The sequence below is a fragment of the Novosphingobium chloroacetimidivorans genome, from assembly GCF_014204535.1.
Classification (GTDB): domain Bacteria; phylum Pseudomonadota; class Alphaproteobacteria; order Sphingomonadales; family Sphingomonadaceae; genus Novosphingobium; species Novosphingobium chloroacetimidivorans.
Genome location: NZ_JACHLR010000003.1, coordinates 283,943 through 307,903, shown reverse-complemented (window position 1 = coordinate 307,903; position 23,961 = coordinate 283,943). Strand labels below are relative to the sequence as shown.

Here is a 23,961-nt window from a genome sequence, read left to right as displayed (position 1 = left end):
GCCGAGTTACGCAATTGTTTCCCTTACACGGTGTTGCGAAAAAGACATGACATAAGTTGTTGGTCTCGCGTTATTGAGCGGCCGTCCAGTAGCGAGCGGTTACTTGCGGGCAGGGGACGCCGGTGGCACAGCAGGCGTCATGAAACTCGATGACGAACTCGCCCTTGCCATGCGCCTCGCCGATGCGGCAGGGGCGGCGATCCGCCCGCATTTCCGGTCCGGCCTCTTGTCCGAGCGCAAGCCCGATGCCTCGCCCGTGACGATCGCCGATCGCGCCGCGGAGGAGGCCATGCGCCGCATCCTCAAGGCCGAAGTGCCGCGTGACGGTGTGATCGGTGAGGAGTACGGCGAGGAACAGGGGGGCAGCAACCGCACCTGGGTGCTCGACCCGATCGACGGCACGGTGTCGTTCCTGGCCGGACGCCCGATCTTCGGCACGCTGATCGCGCTGCTGGTCGATGGCTGGCCGGTGCTGGGCGTAATCGACCAGCCGATCCTGGGCGAGCGCTGGGTCGGCGCCAGCGGTCGGGTGACGACCTTCAACGGAATGGAGGTGCGCACCCGCGCCTGCCCGACGCTCGACCAGGCGACGCTTGCCACCACCGGGCCGCAATACTTCGACGATCATGAGGGCGAGCACTTCATGTCGCTTGCCGCCAAGACCGATCACAAGCGCATGATGATGGGCGGCGACTGTTACAACTATGGCCTGCTGGCGAGCGGCAACCTCGACCTGATCTGCGAGGCGGGGCTGCAGCTTCATGACTGGGCCGCGCTGGTGCCGGTGGTCGAGGGCGCCGGCGGCACCATGTGCGACTGGAACGGCGAGCCGCTGCACCAGGGCTCGGATGGGCATGTCCTTGCGATCGGCGACCCGGCCCGTCTGGAGGACGTGGTCGAGGCGATGGCCTGCCACCACTGAGGCGGCGCTTGCGGCTGTTCCTCTACGGCACGCTGCAACCCGCGGCGGGCACTGCGATGGCGGACTGGCTGCGGCCGCGGATCGTCGAGGCCGAGCCGGCAAGCGTGGCAGGGCGCTTGATCGCCGTTCCGGACCCGCGCGGCTGGTATCCGGCGCTGCTGCCGGGCGCGGCGCGCTGCCGGGGCACGCTCGTGCGGGCGGAGCTGAGCCGGGCGGATGTGGCGCGGCTCGACCGCTACGAGGGCACGGATTATCGGCGCACCACCTTGCGGGCGCGAGCTGCGGGCCGAATGGTGACGTGCTCGGGCTACGTCTGGCGCAGCGCGCTTCCGGCTGGTGCTGTGTGGATGGCCGGTGGCGACTTTCTGTGGTGGCTTGCCCATGAGCGAAGGCGAGCGTTCGGCTCGTCCTCGGGCCATTGCCTTGTTTGAAACTGCTGTTTTCGGGAATGCTCTACTTCTCGTCGCCCCCGCGCAGGCGGGGGCCCCGCTTCTCGCTACTCTCCACTGGACGGAAGAATAAGCGGGGTCCCCGCCTTCGCGGGGACGACGGACGGCATAGAGGCTCGCAAGCGATCGCACCGTCTCTCCATTGACCCTGACCTCCCCTCCTGCCATCGCGCGCCCCCATGCCCGTGAAGATGCCATGACCGCGAACAAGCCCGGCGATCCGACCACGCTCAACCGCCTCTACGGCCGTGCCAAGGGCAAGGCCCTGCGCGCCGGCCAGCAAGGGCTGATCGACACGCTGCTGCCGCGCATCGCCGTGCCTGACGAAGGCCCGGTCACCGCCGAGCGCCTGTTCGGCTCGGCCCGGCCGCTGCATTTCGAGATCGGGTTCGGCGGCGGCGAGCACATGGCGGGTCGTGCCGACATGCTGCCCGACCACGGCTTCATCGGCTGCGAGCCCTTCATCAACGGCGTCGCCCAGGCGCTTATGCATGTCGACGGGGAATCACCGACGCATGGCGGGGCCGGGACCCCGCTGGGCAACGTGCGCATCCACCATGGCGACGCGCTCGATGTGCTCGCGCGCGTGCCCGACGGTGCGCTCTCGTTCGTCTACCTGCTGCACCCCGATCCCTGGCCCAAGGCGCGTCATGCCAAGCGGCGGATGATGAACGATGGGCCGGTGCGCATGATCGCCGCCAAGCTCAGGCCGGGCGGCGAGTTCCGCTTCGGCACGGACCATCCGGTCTACTTGCGCCACGCGCTGATGGTCATGCAGCGCCACACCGCCGAGTTCGACTGGCTGTGCGAGGGGCCGCAGGACTTCCTCAAGCGCCCGGGCGGCTGGCCCGAGACGCGCTACGAAGCGAAGGCGCGCAAGCTCGGGCACGAGGTCTGGTACTTCCGCTACCGCCGCACGTGAGTGGCAGCGCTCTGCACCATCAAAGGGACGGAGTTGGCCATGTGTGTGCCAAGTCAGCGTGGATGCGCTGCTGAACGGTATCACTCGCCGACTTCTGCAACCCTACCTTTCTTCGTCATTCCCGCGAAAGCGGCAATCCATCTCCAGGTGGTTCCTGTTGCGCGAGGTCAGGAGATGGATCCCCGCTTCTGCGGGGATGACGAGAGTTGGGGAAGCAACCTGTTTTCATCGCAATTGATTGCTGCTGCACATGCTGGGCACCTAGCTATGTGACTGATCCCCCTCACCTTCCTGCAGCTTACCTAGAAACCTGAAAAGATGATCCAGTTTTATCACGCTGTTTAGGTAAGCGTGATCGCCATAAACCTCCTCTCAGCCCGAGACGATCTCGCGGCGCCACATTCGAGAAGAGGAACACCACCATGTCGATCACCGCCACCGCCACCCCTGCCAAGTCGCTGCTCTCGCCCACCAACCACGCGCTTGTCCTGATCGACTTCCAGTCGCAGATGGCCTTCGCCACCAAGTCGATCGCGCCCGAGCTGCTGCGCAACAACGCCGCGCTGGTCAGCCAGGCTGCCGCGGGGTTCAAGGTGCCTACCATCCTGACGACCGTCGCCGAGAAAAGCTTCTCGGGCCCCATGTTCGACGAGATCGTCGAGGCCTTCGGCGGCCAAGCCATGCTCGACCGCACCAGCATGAACACCTGGGAAGACGAAGGCGTGATCCAGGAAGTGAACCGCATCGGCCAGGAGCGCATCGTCTTCGCCGGGCTGTGGACCAGCGTCTGCATCGTCGGGCCGGTGCTCTCCGCGATCGAGCAAGGCTTTGAGGCCTACGTCATCACCGATGCCAGCGGCGACATCTCCACCGAGGCGCACGAGCGTGCGGTGGAGCGGATGATCCAGGCCGGCGCCCGTCCGATCACCTCGCTCCAGTACCTGCTCGAACTGCAGCGCGACTGGGCCCGGACCGAGACCTACGACATGACCACCGGCATCGCCCGCAAGGTTGGCGGCGCCTACGGCCTGGGCATCACATACGCCAAGACCATGTTCAACGCCTCCGAGGGCGGACACTGAGCCTTCGGGCTGACATCGAAATTTGCGTAAACCATAGTTCGTCGCCCCCGCGCAGGCGGGGGCCCCGCTTCTCCTTCTGCGATGCCGACCGGGCATCGGAAGGAAGCGGGATCCCCGCCTTCGCGGGGACGACGAGGCGATTGAACCCGAACATCTGAAAGGACCGCATCATGAGCACCATCACCACCACCGACGGCGTCGAAATCTTCTACAAGGACTGGGGCAGCAAGAACGCCCAGCCGATCGTGTTCCACCATGGCTGGCCGCTCTCCTCGGACGATTGGGACGCGCAGATGCTGTTCTTCCTGTCCAAGGGCTTCCGCGTCGTCGCCCATGACCGCCGCGGCCACGGCCGCTCCGCCCAGGTCGATTTCGGCCACGACATGGACCACTATGCCGCCGATGCCGCAGCGGTCGCCGAGCACCTCGACCTCAAGAACGCCGTCCACATCGGCCACTCGACCGGTGGCGGCGAAGTCGCGGCCTATGTCGCCCGCCATGGCATCCCGCAGGGCCGCGTCGCCAAGGCGGTGCTGGTGAGCGCGGTGCCGCCGATCATGCTCAAGACCGAGCGCTACCCGGGCGGGTTGCCGATCGACGTGTTCAACGGCCTGCGCGATGCACTCGCCGCCAACCGGGCGCAGTTCTTCCGCGATCTGGCGGGCGGACCGTTCTACGGCTTCAACCGCGATGGCGCCGACGTGAAGCCGGCGGTGGTCGACAACTGGTGGCGCCAGGGCATGATGGGCAGCGCGCTGGCCCACTACCAGGGCATCAAGGCCTTCTCCGAGACCGACCAGACCGACGACCTGACGGCGATCAGCGTGCCCACCCTCGTCCTTCACGGCGATGATGACCAGATCGTCCCCTACAAGAACGCCGGCGTGCTCTCGGCCGAGATCCTGCCGAACGCCACCCTCAAGATCTACCAGGGCTATCCGCACGGCATGCTGACCACCAACGCCGACGTGCTGAACGCCGACATCCTCGCCTTCATCCAGGGCTGAGGCGAGAGGGAGGACGCAGACCATGAAGCCATATCTGATCTCGCTGGGCGCCGGTCTCTTGGTGGGGATCGTCTACCACTTGCTCGGTGTGCGTTCTCCCGCCCCGCCCGTGATCGCGCTGGTCGGCCTGATGGGCATCCTGCTCGGCGAGCAGGCAGTGCCGGTGGCCAGGTCGCTGCTGGAGCGCTCGCAGATCAGCGCATCGACGCACGACTGACCTCCTACATCGACATCCCGCTACCCAAAAAAACTTCGTCACCCCCGCGAAGGCGGGGGTCCATCTCCCGCCCTTTCCAAGCCGACGGACCTGGAGATGGATTCCCGCCTTCGTGGGAATGACGAAGGAAGGCGGCGTAAGCCGCGTACCTCTGAAGCCCTGGAGCCCCGGCATGACCCGTTCCGCCCCCGTTCTATCCCGTCGCCAGGCGCTTGCCGGAGCCGCCGGCACCGCCTTCCTCGCTTCCACGGAGATTTCCGCCATGACCTCCCTGAACACTTCTGGCGCCCCCGACCTGATCCTCGTCAACGCCAAGGTGACTACGCTCGACCGCGAGAATCCGAAGGCCGAGGCCGTGGCGATCCGGAACGGCAAGTTCCTCAGCGTAGGCTCCGAGCAGGAGGTCCGCGCCGCTGCCGCGCCCAACGCCAAGGTTATCGACGCCAGGGGTCGCCGCCTGATCCCGGGCCTGATCGACAGCCACATCCACGTCATTCGCGGTGGCCTCAACTACAACATGGAGCTGCGCTGGGAAGGCGTCCCCAGCCTCGCCGAAGCCATGGCGATGCTGAAGCGCCAGGCCGAGAATACCCCGCCGCCGCAGTGGGTGCGCGTGGTCGGCGGCTTCACCGAGCACCAGTTCGCCGAAAAGCGCCTGCCCACCATCGACGAGATCAACCAGGCCGCGCCCGAGACGCCGGTGTTCATCCTTCACCTCTACGACCGTGCGCTGCTGAACGCCGCGGCGCTGCGGGCGGTGGGCTATACCAAGGACACGCCCAATCCTCCGGGCGGCGAGATCGTGCGCGATGCGGCCGGCAACCCGACCGGGCTGCTGCTGGCCCAGCCCAACGCGACGATCCTCTATTCGACGCTGGCGAAGGGGCCCAAGCTGCCGCCCGAGTACCAGCTGAACTCCACCCGGCACTTCATGCGCGAGCTCAATTCGCTGGGCGTCACCAGCGTGATCGATGCGGGCGGCGGCTCGCAGAACTATCCCGACGACTACGAAGTGATCGACAAGCTCCACAAGGACGGCGAGCTGACGCTGCGCATCGCCTACAACCTGTTCACCCAGAAGCCCAAGGAAGAGCTGAAGGACTTCGCCAACTGGTCCACCCAGATCAAGCCGGGCGATGGCGACGACACTTACCGCCACAACGGCGCGGGCGAGATGCTGGTCTATTCCGCCGCCGACTTCGAGGACTTCCGCGTCGCCCGCCCCGACATGCCGCCCGAGATGGAAGGCGATCTGGAGCCGGTGATCCGGCTGCTGGCCGAGCGCCGCTGGCCTTGGCGGCTTCATGCCACGTATGACCAGACGATCGGCCGCGCGCTCGACGTGTTCGAGAAGGTGAACCGCGACATTCCGCTCGCCGGCCTCAACTGGTTCTTCGACCATGCCGAGACGATCAGCGAGCGTAACATCGACCGCATCGCGGCGCTGGGCGGCGGCATCGCCGTGCAGCACCGCATGGCCTTCCAGGGCGAGTACTTCGTCGAGCGTTACGGCGCCAAGGCGGCCGAGGCGACGCCGCCGATCAAGCGGATGATGGCCGCCGGCGTGCCGGTCGGCGCCGGCACCGATGCGACGCGGGTGGCGAGCTACAACCCGTGGGTCTCGCTCTCCTGGCTGGTCACCTCCAAGACGGTCGGCGGGCTGACGCTGTACCCGGCGCGCAACCGGCTCGACCGCGAGACCGCGCTGCGCCTGTGGACCGAGCGCAACACCTGGTTCTCCAACGAAGTGGGCAAGAAGGGCCAGATCAAGGCCGGGCAGCTGGCCGATCTGGCGGTGCTGTCGGACGACTACTTCTCCGTGCCCGAAAGCGAGATCGCGCACTTGCGCTCGGTGCTGACGGTGCTGGGCGGCAAGGTGGTCTACGGCGAAGGCGACTTCGGACCGCTTGCGCCCGAGGCTCCCAAGGCGATGCCCGACTGGTCGCCGGTGGCGACCTTCGGCGGCCACTATCGCCGGCCGCAGGACGCGCAGAAGCTGGCGTCGGCCTGCGGCTGTGCGGCGTCGTGCGGGGTGCATGGGCACGACCATGCGGCAGCACTGGGCGCCAGCGTGCCGGCGGCGGACGTGCAGAGCTTCTGGGGCGCGCTCGGGTGTGGCTGCTGGGCGGTTTGAGCCTGCTTGAGCCAATGATCCATCCTAACTCAACCTCGTCGCCGCCGCGGAGGCGGGGGCCCCGCTTCCTTGCCCATACAGTGACCTGACGAAGAAAGGCGGGGTCCCCGCCTTCGCGGGGACGACGATGGGAGAAGGCGGCGGGAGCGGTACTCATCTCGGTAAGGACCATCTCCATGTACTCGCCAACCCCCCGCCTCATCGCCGCCATTCTCGACCATCCCGCCACGTGGTTCGTCGCCCGCCTCGCGCTCACCGGCCCCTACATCCTGGGCGGCGTGGTCAAGCTGACCGACTGGCACGGCGCCGTCGCCGAACAGGCCCACTTCGGCCTCCAGCCCGCGGCGTTCTTCGCCGCGCTCACCATCGCGGTCGAGCTGATCGGACCCGCGCTGATCCTGGCCGACCGGCTCGCCTGGCTCGGTGCCGGCATGCTGGGTGTCTTCACCCTGCTGGCCGCCCTTGTCGCCAACGCCTTCTGGACCCTGCACGGGGCCGAGCGGTTCATGGCGACCAATGCCTTCTTCGAGCACCTGGGCCTCATCGGCGGCTTCGCGCTGGTGGCGGTCGTCTCGCGGCTGAGAGAGCGCCGTGCGTAACCTGCTGCTTCTGTCTGCGCTGCTGGCAAGTGCACCGGCCTTCGCGCAGTCGGGCGAGGCGTGGCAGCCGCCGACGCTGACCAACACCCGCTACGACGAGGACTGGAGCGAGCTCGCGGACCCTGCCAACCGCACCGGACATTGGACGGAGGACTTCAAGTACGTCCCCCTCACCGGCGACGGCGCGGTCTGGCTGAGCACCGGCGGCGAGCTGCGCGCGAGAGTCGAAAGCTTCGGCAACAACCTGTGGGGCGGGGCAGACGCGCCGGACGATGCCTACTTGTGGACCCGCGCCACGCCCTACGTCGACCTCCACGCCGACCCGGTCCGTGCGTTCGTGCAGCCCATCGCCGCCTATGCGGTCGGTGTCGCACCCTCTGCCGGTCCGATCGACCAGACCCGCACCGACTTGCTGCAAGGCTTCGTCGAAGTCGCGACCGGGCCGATCACCGTGCGAGGCGGACGGCAGATGCTGTCGCTCGGCACCGAGCGGCTGGTCGGCACCCGCTACGGCCCGAACGTGCCGCTCGCATTCGACGGCGTGCGCACCGATGTGGCTGCGGGCGACACCAAGGTGAGCGTGTTCTATGCTAGGCCGGTTCAGGCGAGGCTGGGCACTTTCGACGATCGTTCCTCGCCTGCCAAGGCCCTGTGGGGCGCCTATGCCGCAAGTCCGACGCTCGACGTCTACTACCTGGGCTATCGCAACCGCGCCGCCAGCTTCGGCGGGATCACCGCGCGCGAGGAGCGACACAGCCTGGGGCTGCGGAGCCATGGCGCTTCGGGCGAGTGGCGCTGGAACGTCGAGGGCGTGGTCCAGTTAGGCCGGTTCGAGGACCAGCGCATCCGTGCCTGGACCCTGGGCAGCGAAGTGTCCCGCGCGTTTCCCCGCGCGCCGCTGAAGCCGCGCGCGACCATGCGCTTCAACGTGATTAGCGGCGACCGGCACAAGGGCGGCACGCTGGGCACGTTCAATGCCCTGTTTCCCAAGGGCAAGTACTTCGGCGAGCTGTCGCCGATCGGGCCGACCAACATCGTCAACCTGCATCCGAGCGTCAGCCTGACGCTGCGCGACGACCTCACGCTCGGGCTCGCCGCCATGGCCTACTGGCGGTACAGCAAGGGCGACGGGATCTACGACATCCCCGGCAACCTGATCCGAGGGCCGGGCGAGGCTCGCTCGCAGTTCATCGGCAAGGAGGTGGAGGCCTCGCTCAGCTGGCAGGTGGTGCCCGAGCTGGAATTGTCCACCTCGCTTTCGGCGTTCTCCGCCGGCGCCTACTTGCGTGAGACAGGACCGGCGAGGACGATCACGATGCTGGGTCTGGAGGCCAACTTCCGCATCTGAGCTTTTCTGATCTGTCGAACGATCAGCCTCACTTTATGCGGCTGCATCGATGGTGCGGACCCGGGTAGCAGGGTGTCCGAGCATCAATCGCCAAGGACATCCGCATGACGCCCGCACCCGTACCCACGCCCACCGGCCTGCCGCCGCTCCACCGCTTGCTGTTGCTGCTGTCGGTGACGACCGGCCTCGTCGATGCGATCAGCGTCCTGGGCCTGGGCAAGGTCTTCACCGCCAACATGACGGGCAATGTCGTATTCCTCGGCTTTGCCGCGGCGGGCACGCCGGGTTTCAAGGTCGCACCCTATCTGACGGCGATCGCAGCCTTCATGATCGGCGCGCTGGTTGCAGGGCGCGTGGGCAAGCACCACGCCGGCCTGCCGCTGCGCCGTTGGCTGCTGGTCGCGGCTTCGGTCGAGGCGGTGCTGCTGTGGATCGCCGCCGCGGTGGCGACCGGCTTCGACGTGCCCCGCCAGTCGCCCGAATGGGGCGTCTACGCGATCATCGCGCTGACCGGCCTTGCCATGGGTTTCCGCAACGCGACGATCCGCCAGCTGAAGGTGCCCGACCTGACCACCACGGTGCTGACGTTGACCGTTACCGGGCTTGCCGCGGACTCCTCCGTCGCGGGTGGCAGCAATCCCAACTGGGGGCGCCGCATCGCCAGCGTCGCCGCGATCTTCGCGGGCGCGGCGCTGGGCGCGCTGCTGGTCACCCAGAGCGGGCTGACGCTGCCGCTGATCTTGGCCGGTGCGCTGATCCTGGGCGGCACGTTCGCCTGCATGGCGCACCCCTCGGCAGCCGAGCCGCACGCGGCGTGAGAAACCCATCCTCTCCCCGCCGGGGAGGGGAAATCACGCTCGCAACGCCCGTTCGATCCGCCGGTCCGGCACCAGCCATAGCAGCACGACCGCCGCATAGAGCGCCAGCGACACCGGCCGTGCATGGAAGGCGGCAGGCACCGCCACCACGTAGAACGCGATCGATGCCCAGCCCTTGAGGTCGCTGCCGATCGCGTCGGCCAGCGCGGAGTCCCGGCCGTTGCAGGCGATGATCGCGCGTTCGAGCAGGGTGTAGCCCACCGCCGCCATGCCCAGCACGACGCCGTACGACGCGGTCGCCATGGGGGAGAAGCCGCTCTCATCCAGCCAGCGGATGACGAAGGGCACCAGCGAGAGCCAGAACAGCAGGAACAGGTTGGCCCACAGCACCTTGCCGTCCACCCGATCGGTCGCATGCAGCAAGTGGTGGTGGTTGTTCCAGTACAAGCCGACGTTGATGAACGAGAGCACGTAGGCGAGCAGGATCGGCGCTGCGTCCGACAGCGCCGCCAGGCTGCCGTCGCGCGGCACCTTCAGCTCCAGGACCATGATGGTGATGATGATCGCCACCACGCCGTCGGTGAACGCCTCCATGCGGCCCGGCGTCATGGCCTTCGGTCGATGGGGACTCGGTCGCTCAGACATCGGCCATCCCCTCCAGCTCACGGTCCTTGCGCCCCAGCTCGACGAACTGCTCCAGCAGCCAGGTGGCGGCCGGCCCCGGCGGCTTGGCGCGACACCAGATCCCGGAGAAGCGATAGGTCCCGCCGACATGGTCGGGCATGGCCAGCCGCACCAGCGTGCCGGCAACCAGGTCCGGCTCGATCATCGGCAGCGGCATGTTGCCCCAGCCGATCCCCTCGCGCAGCAGCGCGTGCTTGGCACTCAGGTCCGACAGGCGCCAGGTCTTGGGGCTCATCACGGAGAAATCCTGGCCCTCGGTGAAGCGCGAGCGATCGGTGAGCACCAGCTGGATGTGCTCGCGCCCGGCGCCGGGTGGGATCTCCGACATGCGCCCCAGCGGATGATCGGGCGCGGCGACCGGCACCATCGGCACCGATCCGGCAAGCCGGCTTTCGATGCCTGGAACGCCCGTGGACAGCGGACCGGAAAGCCCGATGCCGGCGCCTCCGTCCAGCACCATCGCCGTCACCGCGCCCAGCGCCTCGACATGGAGGCGCAGTTGGACGGTCGGGAACTCCTCGCGGAAGCCGCGCAGGACCCGGCCGAGCCGCTCGGACGGCAGCATGACATCGACGGCGAGGTCGACTTCCGCCTCCAGGCCATCGAGCAGCCCTTTCACCTTGGCGCGCAGCCCGTCGATCACCAGCGCGGCCGCGCGCGCTTCCAGCAGGACGGCGCGGCCGGCATCGGTCAGCTTGGGCCGCCGGGTACCCTCGCGGTCGAACAGGGTGAGCCCCAGCTGCGCCTCCAGGTTGCTGATGCCGTAGCTGATGGCGGAAACCGCGCGGTTCATCTTGCGCGCGGCCGCGGCGAAGCTGCCGGTGTCGACTATGGCGAGCAGGATGTTGAGCTGGTCGAGAGTGGGCGTACCCGGATTGCTCACTTGACTATTTCCCTGAACGATCGGATCGACTTTATCCATCTGATCAGGCAAGCTGGCAAGCGCTAGATCCTGTCTCAAGACGCGAGGCGCTCCGCCCGCGGCACAGGAGACACGACCATGATCGAGCTGCGCCCCTTCGACAGCCTTGGCGGTGACAACCACGGCTGGCTGAACGCCAAGCACCACTTCTCGTTCGCCGGCTACCATGATCCCAAGCGCACCCACTGGGGCAACCTGCGGGTGTGGAACGACGACGTGATCCAGGCCGGCACCGGCTTTCCGCCGCACCCGCACCGCGACATGGAGATCATCACCTACGTGCGCGAAGGTGCGATCACGCACGAGGACAACCTGGGCAACAAGGGCCGCACCGAAGCGGGTGACGTCCAGGTGATGTCGGCCGGCACCGGCATCCGCCACTCCGAATACAACATGGAAGACGTGGAGACCCGCATCTTCCAGATCTGGATCATCCCGACGCGCCAGGGCGAAGCGCCGTCGTGGGGGGCCAAGCCATTCCCCAAGGGCGAGCGCTCGGGCAAGTTCGTGACGCTGGCGTCGGGCTATGCCAACGATGACGACGCGCTGCCGATCCGCACCGACGCCCGCGTCGTCGGGGCGACGCTGAAGGCGGGCGAGACGGCCGAGTACCCGCTGGGACGCGACCGCAAGGCCTACCTGGTGCCCGCGACTGGCGCGGTGCAGATCGACGAACACCGCGTCAACGCACGCGACGGCGCGGCGATCAGCGACCTCGACGTGCTGCGCATCACCGCGCTGGAAGACAGCGAGATCGTGATGGTGGATGCGGCTTGAACATCCTTGCCCTCTCCCCCCTCCCGGGAGAGGTAGCGCAGCTCGCCGCGTAAGTGGCTAGCGAAGCTGGGAGAGGGGTTTTCCGACGATTGAGAGTGCACAAACCCCTCTCCAACTGCGGCTAACCAGCCAAGCTGGCAAGCCTTCGTATCCTCTCCCCGACCGGGGAGAGGGCAAGGGTACGCTCCCGCAAAGCCCCGCTTGCATTGGGACAACATTTCAGGGGTAGCGCTCGCGTTCAGCATCTCTACCAGCAGGATCGACAATGCCGACGGAGTCGACCTGAATGGACCTTGGAAGTTTCGACTGGGCAGCACTGCTCCCCTTCATCGGGGTGGGTTTCGCAGCGCAGCTGGTCGACGGTGCGCTCGGCATGGCGTTCGGGGTCATCTCGAACACGCTGCTGGTGGGCGTGCTGGGAGTGCCGCCTGCACTCGCCTCGCAGCGCGTCCATCTGGTCGAGTGCTTCACCACCGCTACGTCCGGTATCAGCCATCTGCTTCATGGCAACATCGACAAGAAGCTGTTCTTCAGCCTGCTGATCCCCGGCATGGTCGGCGGCATCCTGGGCGCCTATGTGCTCTCCTCATTGGACGCGAGCGTGGTGAAGCCGTTCGTGCTGGTCTATCTGGCCCTGATCGGCGTGTGGCTGCTGGTGCGCGGGCTGCTCTATCCGCCCAAGATCAAGAAGGTGAAGATGATCGCCCCGCTTGGCCTCGTCGGCGGCTTCCTCGATGCCGCGGGAGGCGGGGGCTGGGGACCGGTGGTGACCTCCAACCTGCTGATCCAGGGCGGCGACCCGCGCCGGGTGGTGGGCACCGTCAGCGCGGTCGAGTTCTTCCTGACAGTGACGGTGTCGATCGCGTTCATCGTGCACATCGGCGTCGCGCAGGTTGCCGGCGGAACGCTGGGCCTCCTGATCGGCGGCGTCGCGGCCTCTCCGATCGGGGCCGTCGCTGCCAAGCGCATCCCGGTCAAGTCGATGCTGATCCTCGTCGGCGTGGTGCTGACGCTGACCAGCGGGTTCGGTATCTACAAGGCGTGGTTTTGAGCGCATGATCCTCTCCCCGCCGGGGAGAGGATATGGAGGCTTAGGCGCGTTAGCGACTTAGCCGGAGTTGGAGAGGGCAGAGTGCGCCCGCATCCCTCTCCAAGCTGCGCTAGTTCCTGACGGAACAAGCTTCGCTATCCTCTCCCCGCCGGGGAGAGGATAAGTTCAGCCCGCCACGCCGCTCGCCGCCAGCACGGCGCTGGTCAGCACGTCCGGCGCGATGGCGGTCATCGGCACCACCTGCACGGGCTTTTCCATGCCGATCAGCATCGGCCCGATCGTGGTCGCCCCGCCCAGTTCGCGCAGCAGCTTGGCCGAGATGTTGGCCGATTGCAGCCCCGGCATGATCAGCACGTTCGCCGGCGCCGAAAGGCGGGAGAACGGGTAGAGCTTCATGATGTTGGGGTTGAGCGCCGCATCGGGCGCAAGATCGCCCTCGTACTCGAAGTCCTGCGCCTCCTGGTCCAGCAGGTGCACCGCCGCGCGGATGTTTTCCAGCCAGCGACCGCCGGGATTGCCGAAGGTCGAGTAGGACAGGAACGCCACCCGCGGCTCATGGCCCAGTCGCCGTGCCACGGCCGCCGTCTCGCGCGCGATGACCGCCAGATCAGCAGGGGAGGGCCGCTCGTTGATCGTGGTGTCGGACATGAACACGGTGTGGTTCTTGGCCACCAGCATGTGGATGCCGAACGGCAGCGCGCCTTCCTTCGGGTCCAGCACCTGGCGCACTTCCTTGATGGATTGCGCGAAGGTGCGGGTCATGCCGGTGATCATGGCATCGCCGACGCCCAGCTTGAGCAGGCCCGAGGCGAAGACGTTGCGGTCCTGGTTGACCATGCGGCGCACATCGCGCTCCAGGAAGCCGCGGCGCTGCAGTCGCTCGTACAGCATCGCCACCATCGGCTCGACATGCTCGGACACCAGCGAGTTCTGGATCTCGTAGCTCTCGGGATTGCCGACGCCCAGCTCGACCATCTTGTCGATTACCGCCTGGGTGCGACCGACCAGCACCGGCTCGCCATAGCCGAACTCGCGATACTGAACCGCCGCGCGCAGCACCACGTCGTGCTCGGCTTCGGCGAAGATCATCCGCTTGGGCTCGGACTTCACCTTTGCATAGACGCTGGTGAGCACCGAAGTGGTCGGGTTCAGCCGGGCCTTCAACGAATGGCGATAGGCGTCGAAGTCCTCGATGGCCTTTTGCGCCACGCCCGAGTCCATCGCCGCCTTGGCGACGGCGGAGGACACGCGCTCCATCAGGCGCGGATCGAACGGTGCGGGGATGATGTAGTCGCGGCCGAACTGGTGGTTCTTGCCATAGGCGGCGGCGACTTCCTCGGGCACCTGCTCGCGCGCCAGCTCGGCGATGGCGCGGGCGGCGGCGATCTTCATCTCCTCGTTGATCGCGGTGGCCCGCACGTCCAGCGCGCCGCGGAAGATGAAGGGGAAGCCCAGGACGTTGTTGACCTGGTTGGGATAGTCAGAGCGGCCGGTAGCGACGATCGCGTCCGGACGCACTGCCATCGCGTCGGGCGGGGTGATCTCCGGGTCGGGGTTCGCCATGGCGAAGATGATCGGCTGATCGGCCATGGTCTTGACCATGTCCTGCGTCACCGCGCCCTTGGCCGAGAGGCCGAGGAAGATGTCCGCGCCCACCATCGCTTCGGCCAGGGTGCGCTTGTCGGTGCTGGCCGCGTGGGCCGACTTGAACTGATCGACATTGGCGCGGCCCTGGTAGATCACGCCCTTGGTGTCGCACACGATCACGTTCTCGTGGCGCACGCCCATCGACTTGATCAGAGCGGTGCAGGCCAGCGCCGACGCGCCGGCGCCGTTCACCGCGACCTTCACGTCCTCCAGCTTGCGGCCGGTGATGAAGCAGGCGTTGAGCACGCCGGCGGCGGCGATGATCGCGGTGCCGTGCTGGTCATCGTGCATGACCGGGATCTTCATCCGCTCACGCAGGGCCTGCTCGATGATGAAGCACTCGGGCGCCTTGATGTCTTCCAGGTTGATCCCGCCGAAGCTCGGCTCCATCAGCGCGACGGCCTCGATGAAGGCATCCGGGTCCTCGGTGGCGAGCTCGATGTCGATCGAATCGACGTCGGCGAAGCGCTTGAACAGCACCGCCTTGCCTTCCATCACCGGCTTGGAGGCGAGTGCGCCAAGGTTGCCCATGCCCAGGATCGCGGTGCCGTTGGAGATCACCGCGACGAGGTTGCCCTTGGCGGTGTACTCATACGCGTCTGCGGGATTGTCGGCGATCGCCTGCACCGGCACGGCGACGCCGGGCGAGTAGGCGAGCGACAGGTCGCGCTGCGTCGCCATCGGCTTCGACGCGATGATCTCGATCTTACCAGGGCGGATCGTCTGGTGGTAGAACAGCGCCTCGCGCTCGGTGAACTGGACCCTGGTTTCTTCGGACACGCTCTTGTCTCCCGCAATCGGGAGCGGCCCTAACCAATGTATGTCGGTCTTGGTAGGGGAAAGCTCACCTCGAACGCTTTCCGAATCGTCGTCGGTGGCGCTAACCGGTGGCGCAATGGCAGATGCCGCCCCCACTCCGATGATGGCCCAGTACCTCGCCTTGCGCGAGGAGGCGGGCGATTGCCTGCTGTTCTACCGCATGGGTGACTTCTTCGAGCTGTTCTTCGAGGACGCGAAGACGGCCGCGAGCATACTCGACATCTCGCTGACCAGCCGGGGCGAGCACAACGGCGCGCCGATCCCGATGTGCGGCGTGCCGGTGCATTCCTCCGAAGGCTACCTCGCCCGCCTGATCCGCGCCGGCTGCCGCGTCGCCATCGCCGAGCAGGTGGAGAGCCCGGCGGAGGCCAAGAAGCGCGGCGGCTCCAAGACCCTGGTGGCGCGCGATATCGTGCGGTTCGTAACGGCGGGCACGCTGACCGAGGAAGCGCTGCTGGAGCCGCGACGCGCCAACGTGCTCGCGGCAGTGTGCGAGGTGCGAGGGGTGGTCGGCATCGCTGCGGTCGACATCTCGACTGGGCGCATGGAGCTGGAGGAGTGCGCGCCCGATCGCATGGGCGCGGCGCTCGCTCGCCTCGGCGCGAGCGAAGTGGTGGCGCCGGAGGGCTGGGACCTGCCGCTCGACAGCATTCCGCGCCCGGCGCGCGACTTCGCAAGCGAGGGCGGCGAGGCGCGGCTGAAGGCGGTGCATGGCGTTGCCACGCTCGACGGGTTTGGCATGTTCGGCCGCGCGATGCTGGCGGCGGCGGGCGGGCTCGTCGCTTATCTGGAGCATGTCGGGCGCGGCAAGCTGCCGCTGCTGCTGCCGCCCGAGGCGCGCGGGTCCGATACGACGCTGGCGATGGACGAGGCGACCCGTGCCAGTCTGGAGATCCTCCAGTCGAGCCAGGGCCAGCGCAAGGGAAGCCTGATCGATGCGATCGACCGGTGCGTCACCGGCGCCGGGGCGCGACAACTGGCGGACGACTTGTCGGCGCCGCTGACCGACCGGCAGCAGATCGCCGAGCGGCTGGAGCTTGTCGCCTGGCTTCACGACGATGCCTTGCTGCGCGAGGATGTGCGTAGCGCGCTCCGAGCCTTGCCGGACATCGGCCGTGCGCTGGGCCGGGTGGTGGCGGGCCGTGGTAGCCCGCGCGACCTCGGCCAGTTGCGGGACGGGCTGAGCGGTGCGCGGAACTTGCACGAGCGGCTGGGGCGGCGAGAGGCAGTGCCGGTGCTGCTGACCCGGTTGTTGCCGGCGCTTTCGGGCCATGGCGAGCTGGTCGACTGGCTCAGCCGCGCACTCGTACCGGCACCGCCGACCGAACGCGGGCAGGGCGGGTTCATCGCCGAGGGTTATGACGCCGCGCTCGATGACTTGCGACGCACGTCGGGCAATGCCCGCCGCGCCATCGCTGCCCTCGAGGCCAAGTACCGCGACGAGACCGGTGTGGCGGCGCTGAAGATCAAGCACAACAATGTGCTCGGCTATTTCGTCGAAGTACCGCAGCGCCATGCCGACAGGCTGCTGCTGCCCGACAGCGGCTTCACCCACCGCCAGACCATGGCCGGCGCGATGCGCTTCAACGCGCTGGCCTTGCACGAGGAAGCCAGCCGCATCGCCGAGGCCGGTGGCCACGCGCTGGCGGCGGAGGAGTCGCACTTCGAGGAACTGGTCGCCGCCGTGGTCGAGGCCCGCAACGCCATTGCCGCGACCGCTGCCGCCCTCGCCCGCATCGACGTGGCCGCGGGACAGGCCGAGCGCGCGGCACAAGGCGGCTGGAGCGCGCCCGAGATCGTCGATGCCGCGTGCCTGGAGATCGAAGGGGGGCGCCATCCGGTGGTCGAGGCTGCCTTGGCTGCGCAGGGCGAGCGCTTCGTCGCCAACGACTGCAAGCTCGCGGTGTATGACCGGCTGTGGCTGATCGGCGGCCCCAACATGGGCGGCAAGTCCACGTTCCTGCGCCAGAACGCGCTGATCGTCCTGCTGGCGCAAGCGGGCGGCTTCGTCCCGGCGACCCGCGCGAAGATCGGTCTGGTCGACCGCCTGTTCAGCCGCGTTGGCGCCTCGGACAACCTGGCGCGCGGGCGCTCGACGTTCATGGTGGAGATGGTGGAGACCGCCGCCATCCTGGCGCAGGCGACGGAGCGCAGCTTCGTGATCCTGGACGAAGTCGGGCGCGGCACCTCGACCTACGACGGCCTCGCGCTCGCCTGGGCAGTGGCCGAGGCGGTGCATGAGACCAATCGCTGCCGCTGCCTGTTCGCCACGCACTACCATGAATTGGCGCGCCTCGCCGAAACGTGCGACGCGCTCTCGCTCCACCACGTCCGCGCGCGCGAGTGGAAGGGCGACTTGGTCCTGCTGCACGAACTGGCGGAAGGCCCGGCGGATCGCAGCTACGGCCTGGCGGTCGCGCGCCTCGCCGGCGTGCCGGCCAAGGTCGTCAGTCGCGCCAAGTCGGTGCTCGACAAGCTGGAGAAGGGCCGGGCGCAGACCGGCGGCCTTGCGGCGGGGTTGGGTGATCTTCCCCTGTTCGCCGCCGCCGAAGCCGCGCGCGAGGAGACGTGCGACACTCTTCGCGAGCGGCTGAAGGAGGTCGACGTCGACGCCCTGTCGCCGCGCGAGGCGCTGGAGCTGCTCTACCAGTTGAAGCGAGAGGCGGGCACGGAAACTTAACCGTGGCGGGCGCATGGCCGGGGCCATGATCTCGACCCTCGGCCCTTCGATGAAGACGGTGTTCCGCAGCCGCTGGCGCGCGCTGTGGTGGGCGGCCGGGGTGCTGGTCACTGCCTATTGCGCGGTGCCCTCACCGGACGACGATGCGGCGAAGCCGGCGGTTCATCAGCGGGTACAGGCGACGAACCCGTGGGCGAAGGACAGCGCGGACAAGTAGGCCTGAGTCCGGTCACGGATGGTGCGAGGCCCGATCTGAAGCACCACTCTCGTCATCCCCGCGAAGGCGGGGATCACGCTTGTTCTTTCGAGTTCTGAGAAGAAAGCGGGGCCCCCGCCTGCGCGGGGGCGACGGGTTTGATTGGTCTGATTCCGGCTCTTACCGCCTCAGCTGTCGTCCTCGGCGAAGTCCTCGTCCGCGGCGTTGCGCGAGCCGTACTTGTTCTCCAGGTCGTCCATGGTTTCCTCGCCGTCGAAGGCGCCCATGTCGATCCGGCCGCTGGAGTTCATCTGCTTCATGCGATCGACCAGATCGGGCGCGTCGAAGTCCTCCAGGCCGCTCTTGTCCTTCTCGCTGTCTTCGAGGCCATCGTCGACCGTCGTGCCGAACGCATCGTCGGTGACGGTCTGCGCCTGGGTATCCTCGTCCTCCTGCTCGGGAACGATATCCTGACGGTCGAGGTCGGGCTTGCGGTCGGCCATGGTAATCTCCTTTGCCCGGCTCAACGGACGGGCAAAGGAGTCGGTTCCGTCGGCTTCAGCGCGTGGGCACCGGCTTTTCGCCCGAGTAGTCGTAGAAGCCTTTGCCAGACTTGCGTCCGTACCAGCCCGCCTCGACATACTTCTGCAGCAGCGGGGCGGGGCGGTACTTGGGATCGCCGGTCGTGGCGTGGAACACCTTCATGATTTCGTAGAGGGTATCGAGGCCGACGAAGTCGCACAGCGTCAGCGGACCCATCGGATGGTTGAGGCCGATCTTGCAACCCGCGTCGATGTCCTCGACCGAGCCCAGCCCTTCGCCCAGCACGAAGATCGCCTCGTTCAGCATCGGGCACAGGATGCGGTTGACCACGAAGCCGGGGGCGTCGCCGGCGAGCACCACGGTCTTGCCCAGCGTCTCGCCGAACGCCTTCATGGTGTCGATGGTGGCTTGCGAGGTGGCGAGGCCGGGGATGACCTCGACCAGGCCCATGACCGGCACCGGGTTGAAGAAGTGCAGTCCGCAAAAGCGTGTCGGATCGGGGGACTGCGCGGCCATGCGGGTGATCGGGATCGAACTGGTGTTGGACGCCAGGATCGCGTTCGGCGCCAGCACTTCACCGGCGGCGGCGAAGATCCTGGCCTTGATGTCCTCCCGCTCGGTCGCGGCTTCAATGATGAGGTCTGCCTTGCCCATGCTGGAGTAGTCGCCGACCGGGGTGATGCGGGCGAGCAGCGCGTCGGCATCGGCTTGCGTCAGCTTCTCCTTGGCGACCAGCTTGGCCAGGCCCTTGGCGATGCCCGCCTTGCCCTTCTCGGCGAGTTCGACCGAGACATCGGACAGGATCACGTCCATGCCCTTGCCCGCCACGGTCTGCGCGATCCCCGCGCCCATGATCCCCGCACCGATGATCGCGACTGTCTGCATGGCCCAAGCCTCCCTGTGGGTGTCCGGGAGGGGTGACTAGCGGCAAAACGCCGGCGGGCAAACTGGAACAGCGGCTAGGGCGAACTTGTACCCTTGTCCTCCCCGATGCGGGGAGGGGGACCATGCGCAGCATGGTGGAGGGGAGTCTCGGCAGCGCGCGAGTTGTCCGGAAAGCTCGCTTGAGAACGCGAGTCCCCACCACCCCCGCCTGCGGCGGCGGTCCCCCTCCCCGTGCCGGGGAGGACAGGGACAATCACCGATTCTGCCCGGGCACCCAGAGCACGTCGCCACCCGCCTCGGCGTTGATCGCGCGGGCGAGGACGAAGAGGTAGTCGCTCAGCCGGTTGACGTAGGCGAGCGCGGCGGGGTTGACCGGATCGGTTGCGGCCAGCGCCACCGCCGCCCGCTCCGCACGGCGAGTGGCGGCCCGGGCGACATGGACTCGCGCGCCGGCTTCGGTGCCGCCGGGCAGGATGAAGCTGCGCAGCGGTTCGAGATGGTCGTTAAGGGCGTCGATCTGCCCCTCCAGCCACTCGGCCTGGGCGGACACGATGCGCAAGGTCATCTCGCCCGGCGTGAAATCGTCACCCGGCGTGGCGAGGTCGGCGCCGAGATCGAACAAGTCGTTCTGGATGCGCGTCAGGACTTCGGCGTGCGGCGAACCATCCAGCGCGCAGACCGAAAGGCCGATGGCGCTGTTCGCCTCGTCGACCGCGCCGATCGCCTCCATCCGCGCGGCATGCTTGGGCAGGCGCGAACCGTCGACGAGGCCGGTCGTGCCGTCGTCGCCGGTGCGCGTGTAGATCCTGTTGAGGCGGACCAAGGCCTTACTTCGACATCGCCATCAGCAATGCGACCACGACGACGGCGGCCGCCTGGTACTTGATGCGGTTAAACATCATCTTGTTCTGCATCAGCTGCGCAGGGGTCGCCCCCGTCGCGCCCGGATCGCTCTCGAGATCCATCTTGGTGCTCTGCAGGAACGCCACGATGCCGCGCACCAGGCTGACGACGACCATGATCATCAGCACGACGATAATGGGGATAAGGATGTAGCTCATGCCCCTGTATGTAGGCTTCGGGACAGCGAAATACCAGCAGGCAGGCGCCCGTCCCGAAGGGCAGCGGCAAGCGCCGGGCCGTCCTCTCCGCCGCGTCGACGATCGCCGAGTGAGGGCGAGCCGCGCCGCTTGGCGAGCTTGCGCCCGTCCGGCTCGACGAGCAGCGCATGGTGATGCCAGGTGGGCACCGGCAGATCGAGCAAGGCCTGGAGCAGCCGGTGCACATGGCTCGATGCGAACAGGTCGAGTCCGCGGGTGACGAGGGTCACGCCATCGGCGGCATCGTCGAGTGTCGCGGCGAGGTGATAGCTGGCGGGCAAGTCTTTCCTCAGCAGCACCACGTCGCCGAACACTTCGGGCATGGCGCGCTGCGATCCGGCGATCTCGTCCACCCACTCCAGCGGTCCGGAAAGCGCCACGGCCGCTGCCACGTCCAACCGCCACGCCGCGCCCTCGGGATCGACCTGCTTGTGCTTGCAGGTGCCCGGATAGATCGGCCCATCCGGTCCGAAGAGAGTCGCGGCAGCGGCGATCTCGGCGCGCGTGCAGCGGCAGGGATAGAGCAGGCCCATCGCCTTGAGCCGCTCGCCGGGGTGCACGTAGCTGCCGAGCCGGGCGGACTGGAACACCGGATCCCCGTCCCACTGCAGGCCGAGCCAGGCGAGGTCGGCGAAGAACTCGGCCACGTATTCGGGCCGGCTGCGTTCGCCGTCGATGTCCTCGATCCTGAGCGCGAACGTGCCCCCTCGTGCGCGCGCCAGATCGTGCGCGACGATCGCGGCGTAGGCATGGCCCAGGTGCAGCGGCCCGTTGGGGCTGGGGGCGAAGCGGGTGCGGGTCACAAGCCGGTGGTATGACGATAGCCCGACCGAAAAGGAAGAATGGGCTCGCGCAGAGGCGCAGAGGCGCGGAGGGATTGTTGCGCTTGCGGCGAAGCCGCTTCCTACTCAGCCCGCTCGCGGTTGGCGAAAGGCGTGAACAGCAAATGGCCTGGCGACCGGGAGCGACACCTCTCCGCGCCTCTGCGCCTCTGCGCGAGCCCAACCTTCCTTCTTCTCTTCCAACTGTGGATTTCGCCCGCCCTAGCCCTCACGCAAAACTTGACGCTTCCCCGCGCAAATGCTGGAATCGCGCCAATGCATTGCCATCAAACCGCAATAGCCGCCTGCGACAGGAGGCCATGCTCAAGTCGGAGCTGATCGAGCGCGCGGCCCGGTTCCGCAGCGCGGAGGGGGACCCCTCCCGAAGTCTTTCCGATTGCCCCGCGCTTGTGCTCAATGCGGACTACACGCCGCTCTCCTACTACCCGCTGAGTCTATGGCCGTGGCAGACGGCGGTGAAGGCGATCGTGCTGGAGCGGGTCGACGTCGTCAGCTCCTACGAACGGGCGGTGCACTCGCCCAGCTGGACGATGCAGCTGCCCTCGGTGATCGCGCTGCGCCAATACGTGAAGCCGTCGGAGTTCCCCGCGTTCACCCGGTTCAACGTGTTCCTGCGCGACCGATTCAGCTGCCAGTACTGCGGCAGCCCCGCGCACCTGACCTTCGACCATGTCGTTCCGCGCCGCCTGGGTGGGCGGACGAGCTGGGAGAACATCCTCACCGCCTGCGCGCCGTGCAACATGAAGAAGGGCGGGCGCACGCCCAAGCAGGCCAAGATGCCGCCGCTGATCCCGCCGATCCGGCCGACCAGCTGGCAGCTGCAGGAGCGCGGACGTGCCTTTCCGCCCAACTACCTGCACGAAACCTGGCGCGACTGGCTCTATTGGGACGTAGAGCTGGAGGCTTGAGGCCCCGGCCGGACGCCACGTCCCTCGTCATCCCCGCGCAGGCTCCGCCTCACCTTCCATCCGGTCCACCACGCTGGTGATCGCCACGTCCATCGTCACGTTGCCGACGGTGCGCATCAGGTCCGGCAGCATCTCTACCGCCACCAGCAGCGCCAGCGGCTCGACCGGCACGCCCATCGCGATCGCCACCGGTCCGCAGGAGGTGACGAAGCTGATCGCGCCGGGCAGCGACACCGCCCCAAGGCTGGTCGCAAAGGCCGTGAGCACGCCCGCGGCGATGACGGTCGGCGTCAGCACCACGCCCGTGAGATGCGCGGCGTAGACCGCCACGGCCATGTTCATGCCGGGACCGGTCGCGCGAAACAGCGCGACGGCAAGCGGCAGCACGAACTCTCCGGTCCGCTCGCGCACGCCCAGCTCCCGGCAGGCGCCGAGCATCGCGGGCAGGCTGGCAAGCGAGGACTGGGTGGACAGCGCCACCGTCTGCACCGGCAGCATCGCGCGCACGAAGGCGCCGGCCTTGCGCCTGCCGCCCAGGATCGCCAGCGGATAGGCGCCAAGGAGCATGACGCCACCGATGCTGGCGACGATCACCACATAGTGCGCCAGCGCGCCGATCGCCGCCGTCCCGCTGCCCGCCGCCACGCTGAAGGCAAGCCCGAACACGCCGATCGGGGCGATCGCCAGCACCCAGCCGATCACCACCATCATCGCCCCGGCAATCCCCTCGAACAAGGAAGCGAGCGTCCGGCGAGGGCCCTCTGCCAGGCGAGTGGAGGCCAGCGCGAACAGCGCGAAAAACACGATCACTGGCAGCATCGCATTGTCGCCCGCCGCCTTGACGATGTTGGACGGGATCAGCGAACCCAGGAAGTCGGCGACGCCCGGCACCGGACCGGGATCGGCGCTTTGCGCACCCATCGCGGCGGCGGCGTCGGGCGGCACGGGGAACAGGCGAAGCAGCAGCGGCGTCAGCACGCCTCCCAGGATGGCACTGATCGCCAGGAAGCCGAAGATCAGCCCCAGCGTGCGCCGCGCCATGGCTCCGGCGCGCGCGGCCGCCACGGTCTCGGTCACGCCGTTGAAGAGGAGCGCGGCGACGAGCGGCAGGATCGTCATCGTCAGGCCCTGCAGCCACAGCTTGCCGATCGGTCCCGCGATGGCGGCCAGACGCGGCGCGATCGCGCTGCCGCTAACCAGCCAGCCGAGGGCGATGCCGGCGATCAGTGCGGTAAAGGTGAGGCCCGCCGGCACGCGAATCGCCGGCATGCGGGTGGCGCTGCTCTCGCCACGGGTATCGGTTGGCGTCATAAGGCTCCTGAACGCACGAACCGCGACAGTAGCACCCGATGACGGCATGGCAATTTGCCGGCAATCGCGTGGTAACCCTGCTCGCGCTATGGGAGCTC

The 23,961-nt window shown here is 67.7% G+C and carries 23 protein-coding genes and 1 pseudogene; 15 read left to right on the top strand and 9 right to left on the bottom strand.

Annotation, left to right across the window (positions count from 1 at the left end):
* Positions 1-139 precede the first annotated feature (139 nt).
* The 10 genes and pseudogenes from hisN (at position 140) to HNO88_RS05400 (ending at position 9,498) form a co-directional block, all read left to right on the top strand.
* A complete protein-coding gene (hisN, locus tag HNO88_RS05445) occupies positions 140-922 on the top strand; it encodes a histidinol-phosphatase (RefSeq protein ID WP_184243054.1) in 783 nt (260 codons plus the stop codon).
* A gap of 8 nt (positions 923-930) precedes the next feature.
* Entirely contained in the window at positions 931-1,353 is a 423-nt protein-coding gene (locus HNO88_RS05440) for a gamma-glutamylcyclotransferase family protein (RefSeq protein ID WP_246381195.1), read from the top strand.
* Positions 1,354-1,567: 214 nt separating this feature from the next.
* Positions 1,568-2,293: a tRNA (guanine(46)-N(7))-methyltransferase TrmB gene (trmB, locus tag HNO88_RS05435; RefSeq protein WP_184243053.1), complete on the top strand. Its 726-nt coding sequence runs from the start codon at positions 1,568-1,570 to the stop codon at positions 2,291-2,293.
* 422 nt (positions 2,294-2,715) lie between these two features.
* Positions 2,716-3,375, top strand: a complete 660-nt coding sequence (locus HNO88_RS05430) for a hydrolase (protein ID WP_184243052.1) — start codon at positions 2,716-2,718, stop codon at positions 3,373-3,375.
* A 170-nt stretch (positions 3,376-3,545) separates the two neighbouring features.
* Positions 3,546-4,382 carry an alpha/beta fold hydrolase gene (locus HNO88_RS05425; protein ID WP_184243051.1) on the top strand — a complete coding sequence of 279 codons (837 nt, stop codon included), beginning with the start codon at positions 3,546-3,548 and terminating at the stop codon, positions 4,380-4,382.
* A gap of 22 nt (positions 4,383-4,404) precedes the next feature.
* Positions 4,405-4,581 (top strand): annotated as a pseudogene (locus HNO88_RS05420) (DUF1427 family protein); the annotation flags it as partial.
* A 190-nt stretch (positions 4,582-4,771) separates the two neighbouring features.
* Positions 4,772-6,733 carry an amidohydrolase gene (locus HNO88_RS05415; protein WP_184243049.1) on the top strand — a complete coding sequence of 654 codons (1,962 nt, stop codon included), beginning with the start codon at positions 4,772-4,774 and terminating at the stop codon, positions 6,731-6,733.
* A gap of 176 nt (positions 6,734-6,909) precedes the next feature.
* On the top strand, positions 6,910-7,332 hold the full coding sequence (locus HNO88_RS05410) for a DoxX family protein (protein WP_184243048.1): 423 nt from the start codon (positions 6,910-6,912) through the stop codon (positions 7,330-7,332).
* Positions 7,325-8,680 carry an alginate export family protein gene (locus tag HNO88_RS05405; RefSeq protein WP_184243047.1) on the top strand — a complete coding sequence of 452 codons (1,356 nt, stop codon included), beginning with the start codon at positions 7,325-7,327 and terminating at the stop codon, positions 8,678-8,680. Before HNO88_RS05410 ends, HNO88_RS05405 begins: the two co-directional genes overlap by 8 nt.
* A 104-nt stretch (positions 8,681-8,784) precedes the next feature.
* Positions 8,785-9,498, top strand: coding sequence for a YoaK family protein (locus HNO88_RS05400; protein ID WP_184243046.1), 714 nt, complete (start codon positions 8,785-8,787; stop codon positions 9,496-9,498).
* A 33-nt stretch (positions 9,499-9,531) separates the two neighbouring features.
* Here HNO88_RS05400 and HNO88_RS05395 read toward each other — a convergent pair whose 3' ends face one another.
* Positions 9,532-10,107, bottom strand: coding sequence for a TMEM175 family protein (locus HNO88_RS05395; protein ID WP_184243109.1), 576 nt, complete (start codon positions 10,105-10,107; stop codon positions 9,532-9,534).
* 28 nt (positions 10,108-10,135) lie between these two features.
* Positions 10,136-11,065 (bottom strand): LysR family transcriptional regulator, encoded by a 930-nt coding sequence (locus tag HNO88_RS05390; protein WP_184243045.1) that lies wholly within the window; start codon positions 11,063-11,065, stop codon positions 10,136-10,138.
* A gap of 117 nt (positions 11,066-11,182) precedes the next feature.
* Here HNO88_RS05390 and HNO88_RS05385 point away from each other — a divergent pair, with 117 nt between their 5' ends.
* Together HNO88_RS05385 and HNO88_RS05380 are read left to right on the top strand one after the other, a co-directional pair.
* A complete protein-coding gene (locus tag HNO88_RS05385) occupies positions 11,183-11,881 on the top strand; it encodes a pirin family protein (RefSeq protein WP_184243044.1) in 699 nt (232 codons plus the stop codon).
* 286 nt (positions 11,882-12,167) lie between these two features.
* Positions 12,168-12,932: a sulfite exporter TauE/SafE family protein gene (locus HNO88_RS05380; protein ID WP_184243043.1), complete on the top strand. Its 765-nt coding sequence runs from the start codon at positions 12,168-12,170 to the stop codon at positions 12,930-12,932.
* Between the two features lie 165 nt (positions 12,933-13,097).
* Here the strand turns inward: HNO88_RS05380 and HNO88_RS05375 are convergent, their stop codons facing one another.
* Complete coding sequence (locus HNO88_RS05375; RefSeq protein WP_184243042.1) at positions 13,098-15,359, bottom strand: NADP-dependent malic enzyme; 2,262 nt, start codon at positions 15,357-15,359, stop codon at positions 13,098-13,100.
* Between the two features lie 115 nt (positions 15,360-15,474).
* Here HNO88_RS05375 and mutS point away from each other — a divergent pair, with 115 nt between their 5' ends.
* Together mutS and HNO88_RS05365 are read left to right on the top strand one after the other, a co-directional pair.
* Positions 15,475-18,078: a DNA mismatch repair protein MutS gene (mutS, locus tag HNO88_RS05370; protein ID WP_246381194.1), complete on the top strand. Its 2,604-nt coding sequence runs from the start codon at positions 15,475-15,477 to the stop codon at positions 18,076-18,078.
* Between the two features lie 25 nt (positions 18,079-18,103).
* A complete protein-coding gene (locus HNO88_RS05365) occupies positions 18,104-18,295 on the top strand; it encodes a hypothetical protein (protein WP_184243041.1) in 192 nt (63 codons plus the stop codon).
* Positions 18,296-18,462: 167 nt separating this feature from the next.
* Here the strand turns inward: HNO88_RS05365 and HNO88_RS05360 are convergent, their stop codons facing one another.
* The 5 genes from HNO88_RS05360 to gluQRS all read right to left on the bottom strand — a co-directional run bounded on the left by HNO88_RS05360 (position 18,463) and on the right by gluQRS (position 21,605).
* A complete protein-coding gene (locus HNO88_RS05360) occupies positions 18,463-18,777 on the bottom strand; it encodes a hypothetical protein (protein WP_184243040.1) in 315 nt (104 codons plus the stop codon).
* Between the two features lie 55 nt (positions 18,778-18,832).
* A complete protein-coding gene (locus tag HNO88_RS05355; RefSeq protein WP_184243039.1) occupies positions 18,833-19,702 on the bottom strand; it encodes a 3-hydroxyacyl-CoA dehydrogenase family protein in 870 nt (289 codons plus the stop codon).
* Between the two features lie 253 nt (positions 19,703-19,955).
* On the bottom strand, positions 19,956-20,525 hold the full coding sequence (locus tag HNO88_RS05350; protein ID WP_184243038.1) for a cob(I)yrinic acid a,c-diamide adenosyltransferase: 570 nt from the start codon (positions 20,523-20,525) through the stop codon (positions 19,956-19,958).
* 4 nt (positions 20,526-20,529) lie between these two features.
* The gene (locus tag HNO88_RS05345) at positions 20,530-20,763 is read right to left on the bottom strand and encodes an HIG1 domain-containing protein (RefSeq protein WP_184243037.1); all 234 of its coding nucleotides are present in this window, start codon (positions 20,761-20,763) and stop codon (positions 20,530-20,532) included.
* Positions 20,760-21,605 carry a tRNA glutamyl-Q(34) synthetase GluQRS gene (gene gluQRS, locus HNO88_RS05340; protein ID WP_184243036.1) on the bottom strand — a complete coding sequence of 282 codons (846 nt, stop codon included), beginning with the start codon at positions 21,603-21,605 and terminating at the stop codon, positions 20,760-20,762. The genes HNO88_RS05345 and gluQRS overlap by 4 nt, the downstream gene beginning before the upstream one ends.
* 338 nt (positions 21,606-21,943) lie before the next feature.
* Here gluQRS and HNO88_RS05335 point away from each other — a divergent pair, with 338 nt between their 5' ends.
* Positions 21,944-22,552: an HNH endonuclease gene (locus HNO88_RS05335; protein WP_184243035.1), complete on the top strand. Its 609-nt coding sequence runs from the start codon at positions 21,944-21,946 to the stop codon at positions 22,550-22,552.
* A 27-nt stretch (positions 22,553-22,579) separates the two neighbouring features.
* On the opposite strand, the gene HNO88_RS05330 is transcribed toward HNO88_RS05335, so the two are convergent.
* The gene (locus HNO88_RS05330) at positions 22,580-23,863 is read right to left on the bottom strand and encodes a dicarboxylate/amino acid:cation symporter (RefSeq protein ID WP_246381192.1); all 1,284 of its coding nucleotides are present in this window, start codon (positions 23,861-23,863) and stop codon (positions 22,580-22,582) included.
* Positions 23,864-23,961 lie beyond the last annotated feature (98 nt).

What these genes read in the sequence shown, in the direction of transcription:
- hisN (WP_184243054.1), top strand. Translation starts at nt 140, where the DNA reads ATGAAACTCGATGACGAACTCGCCCTTGCCATGCGCCTCGCCGATGCG.
- HNO88_RS05385 (WP_184243044.1), top strand. Translation starts at nt 11,183, where the DNA reads ATGATCGAGCTGCGCCCCTTCGACAGCCTTGGCGGTGACAACCACGGC.
- HNO88_RS05360 (WP_184243040.1), bottom strand. Translation starts at nt 18,777, where the DNA reads ATGGCCGACCGCAAGCCCGACCTCGACCGTCAGGATATCGTTCCCGAG.
- HNO88_RS05395 (WP_184243109.1), bottom strand. Translation starts at nt 10,107, where the DNA reads ATGACGCCGGGCCGCATGGAGGCGTTCACCGACGGCGTGGTGGCGATC.
- HNO88_RS05410 (WP_184243048.1), top strand. Translation starts at nt 6,910, where the DNA reads ATGTACTCGCCAACCCCCCGCCTCATCGCCGCCATTCTCGACCATCCC.
- HNO88_RS05425 (WP_184243051.1), top strand. Translation starts at nt 3,546, where the DNA reads ATGAGCACCATCACCACCACCGACGGCGTCGAAATCTTCTACAAGGAC.
- HNO88_RS05365 (WP_184243041.1), top strand. Translation starts at nt 18,104, where the DNA reads ATGATCTCGACCCTCGGCCCTTCGATGAAGACGGTGTTCCGCAGCCGC.
- HNO88_RS05355 (WP_184243039.1), bottom strand. Translation starts at nt 19,702, where the DNA reads ATGCAGACAGTCGCGATCATCGGTGCGGGGATCATGGGCGCGGGGATC.
- HNO88_RS05430 (WP_184243052.1), top strand. Translation starts at nt 2,716, where the DNA reads ATGTCGATCACCGCCACCGCCACCCCTGCCAAGTCGCTGCTCTCGCCC.
- mutS (WP_246381194.1), top strand. Translation starts at nt 15,475, where the DNA reads ATGGCAGATGCCGCCCCCACTCCGATGATGGCCCAGTACCTCGCCTTG.
- HNO88_RS05335 (WP_184243035.1), top strand. Translation starts at nt 21,944, where the DNA reads ATGCTCAAGTCGGAGCTGATCGAGCGCGCGGCCCGGTTCCGCAGCGCG.
- HNO88_RS05380 (WP_184243043.1), top strand. Translation starts at nt 12,168, where the DNA reads ATGGACCTTGGAAGTTTCGACTGGGCAGCACTGCTCCCCTTCATCGGG.
- HNO88_RS05415 (WP_184243049.1), top strand. Translation starts at nt 4,772, where the DNA reads ATGACCCGTTCCGCCCCCGTTCTATCCCGTCGCCAGGCGCTTGCCGGA.
- HNO88_RS05345 (WP_184243037.1), bottom strand. Translation starts at nt 20,763, where the DNA reads ATGAGCTACATCCTTATCCCCATTATCGTCGTGCTGATGATCATGGTC.
- HNO88_RS05400 (WP_184243046.1), top strand. Translation starts at nt 8,785, where the DNA reads ATGACGCCCGCACCCGTACCCACGCCCACCGGCCTGCCGCCGCTCCAC.
- HNO88_RS05330 (WP_246381192.1), bottom strand. Translation starts at nt 23,863, where the DNA reads ATGACGCCAACCGATACCCGTGGCGAGAGCAGCGCCACCCGCATGCCG.
- trmB (WP_184243053.1), top strand. Translation starts at nt 1,568, where the DNA reads ATGACCGCGAACAAGCCCGGCGATCCGACCACGCTCAACCGCCTCTAC.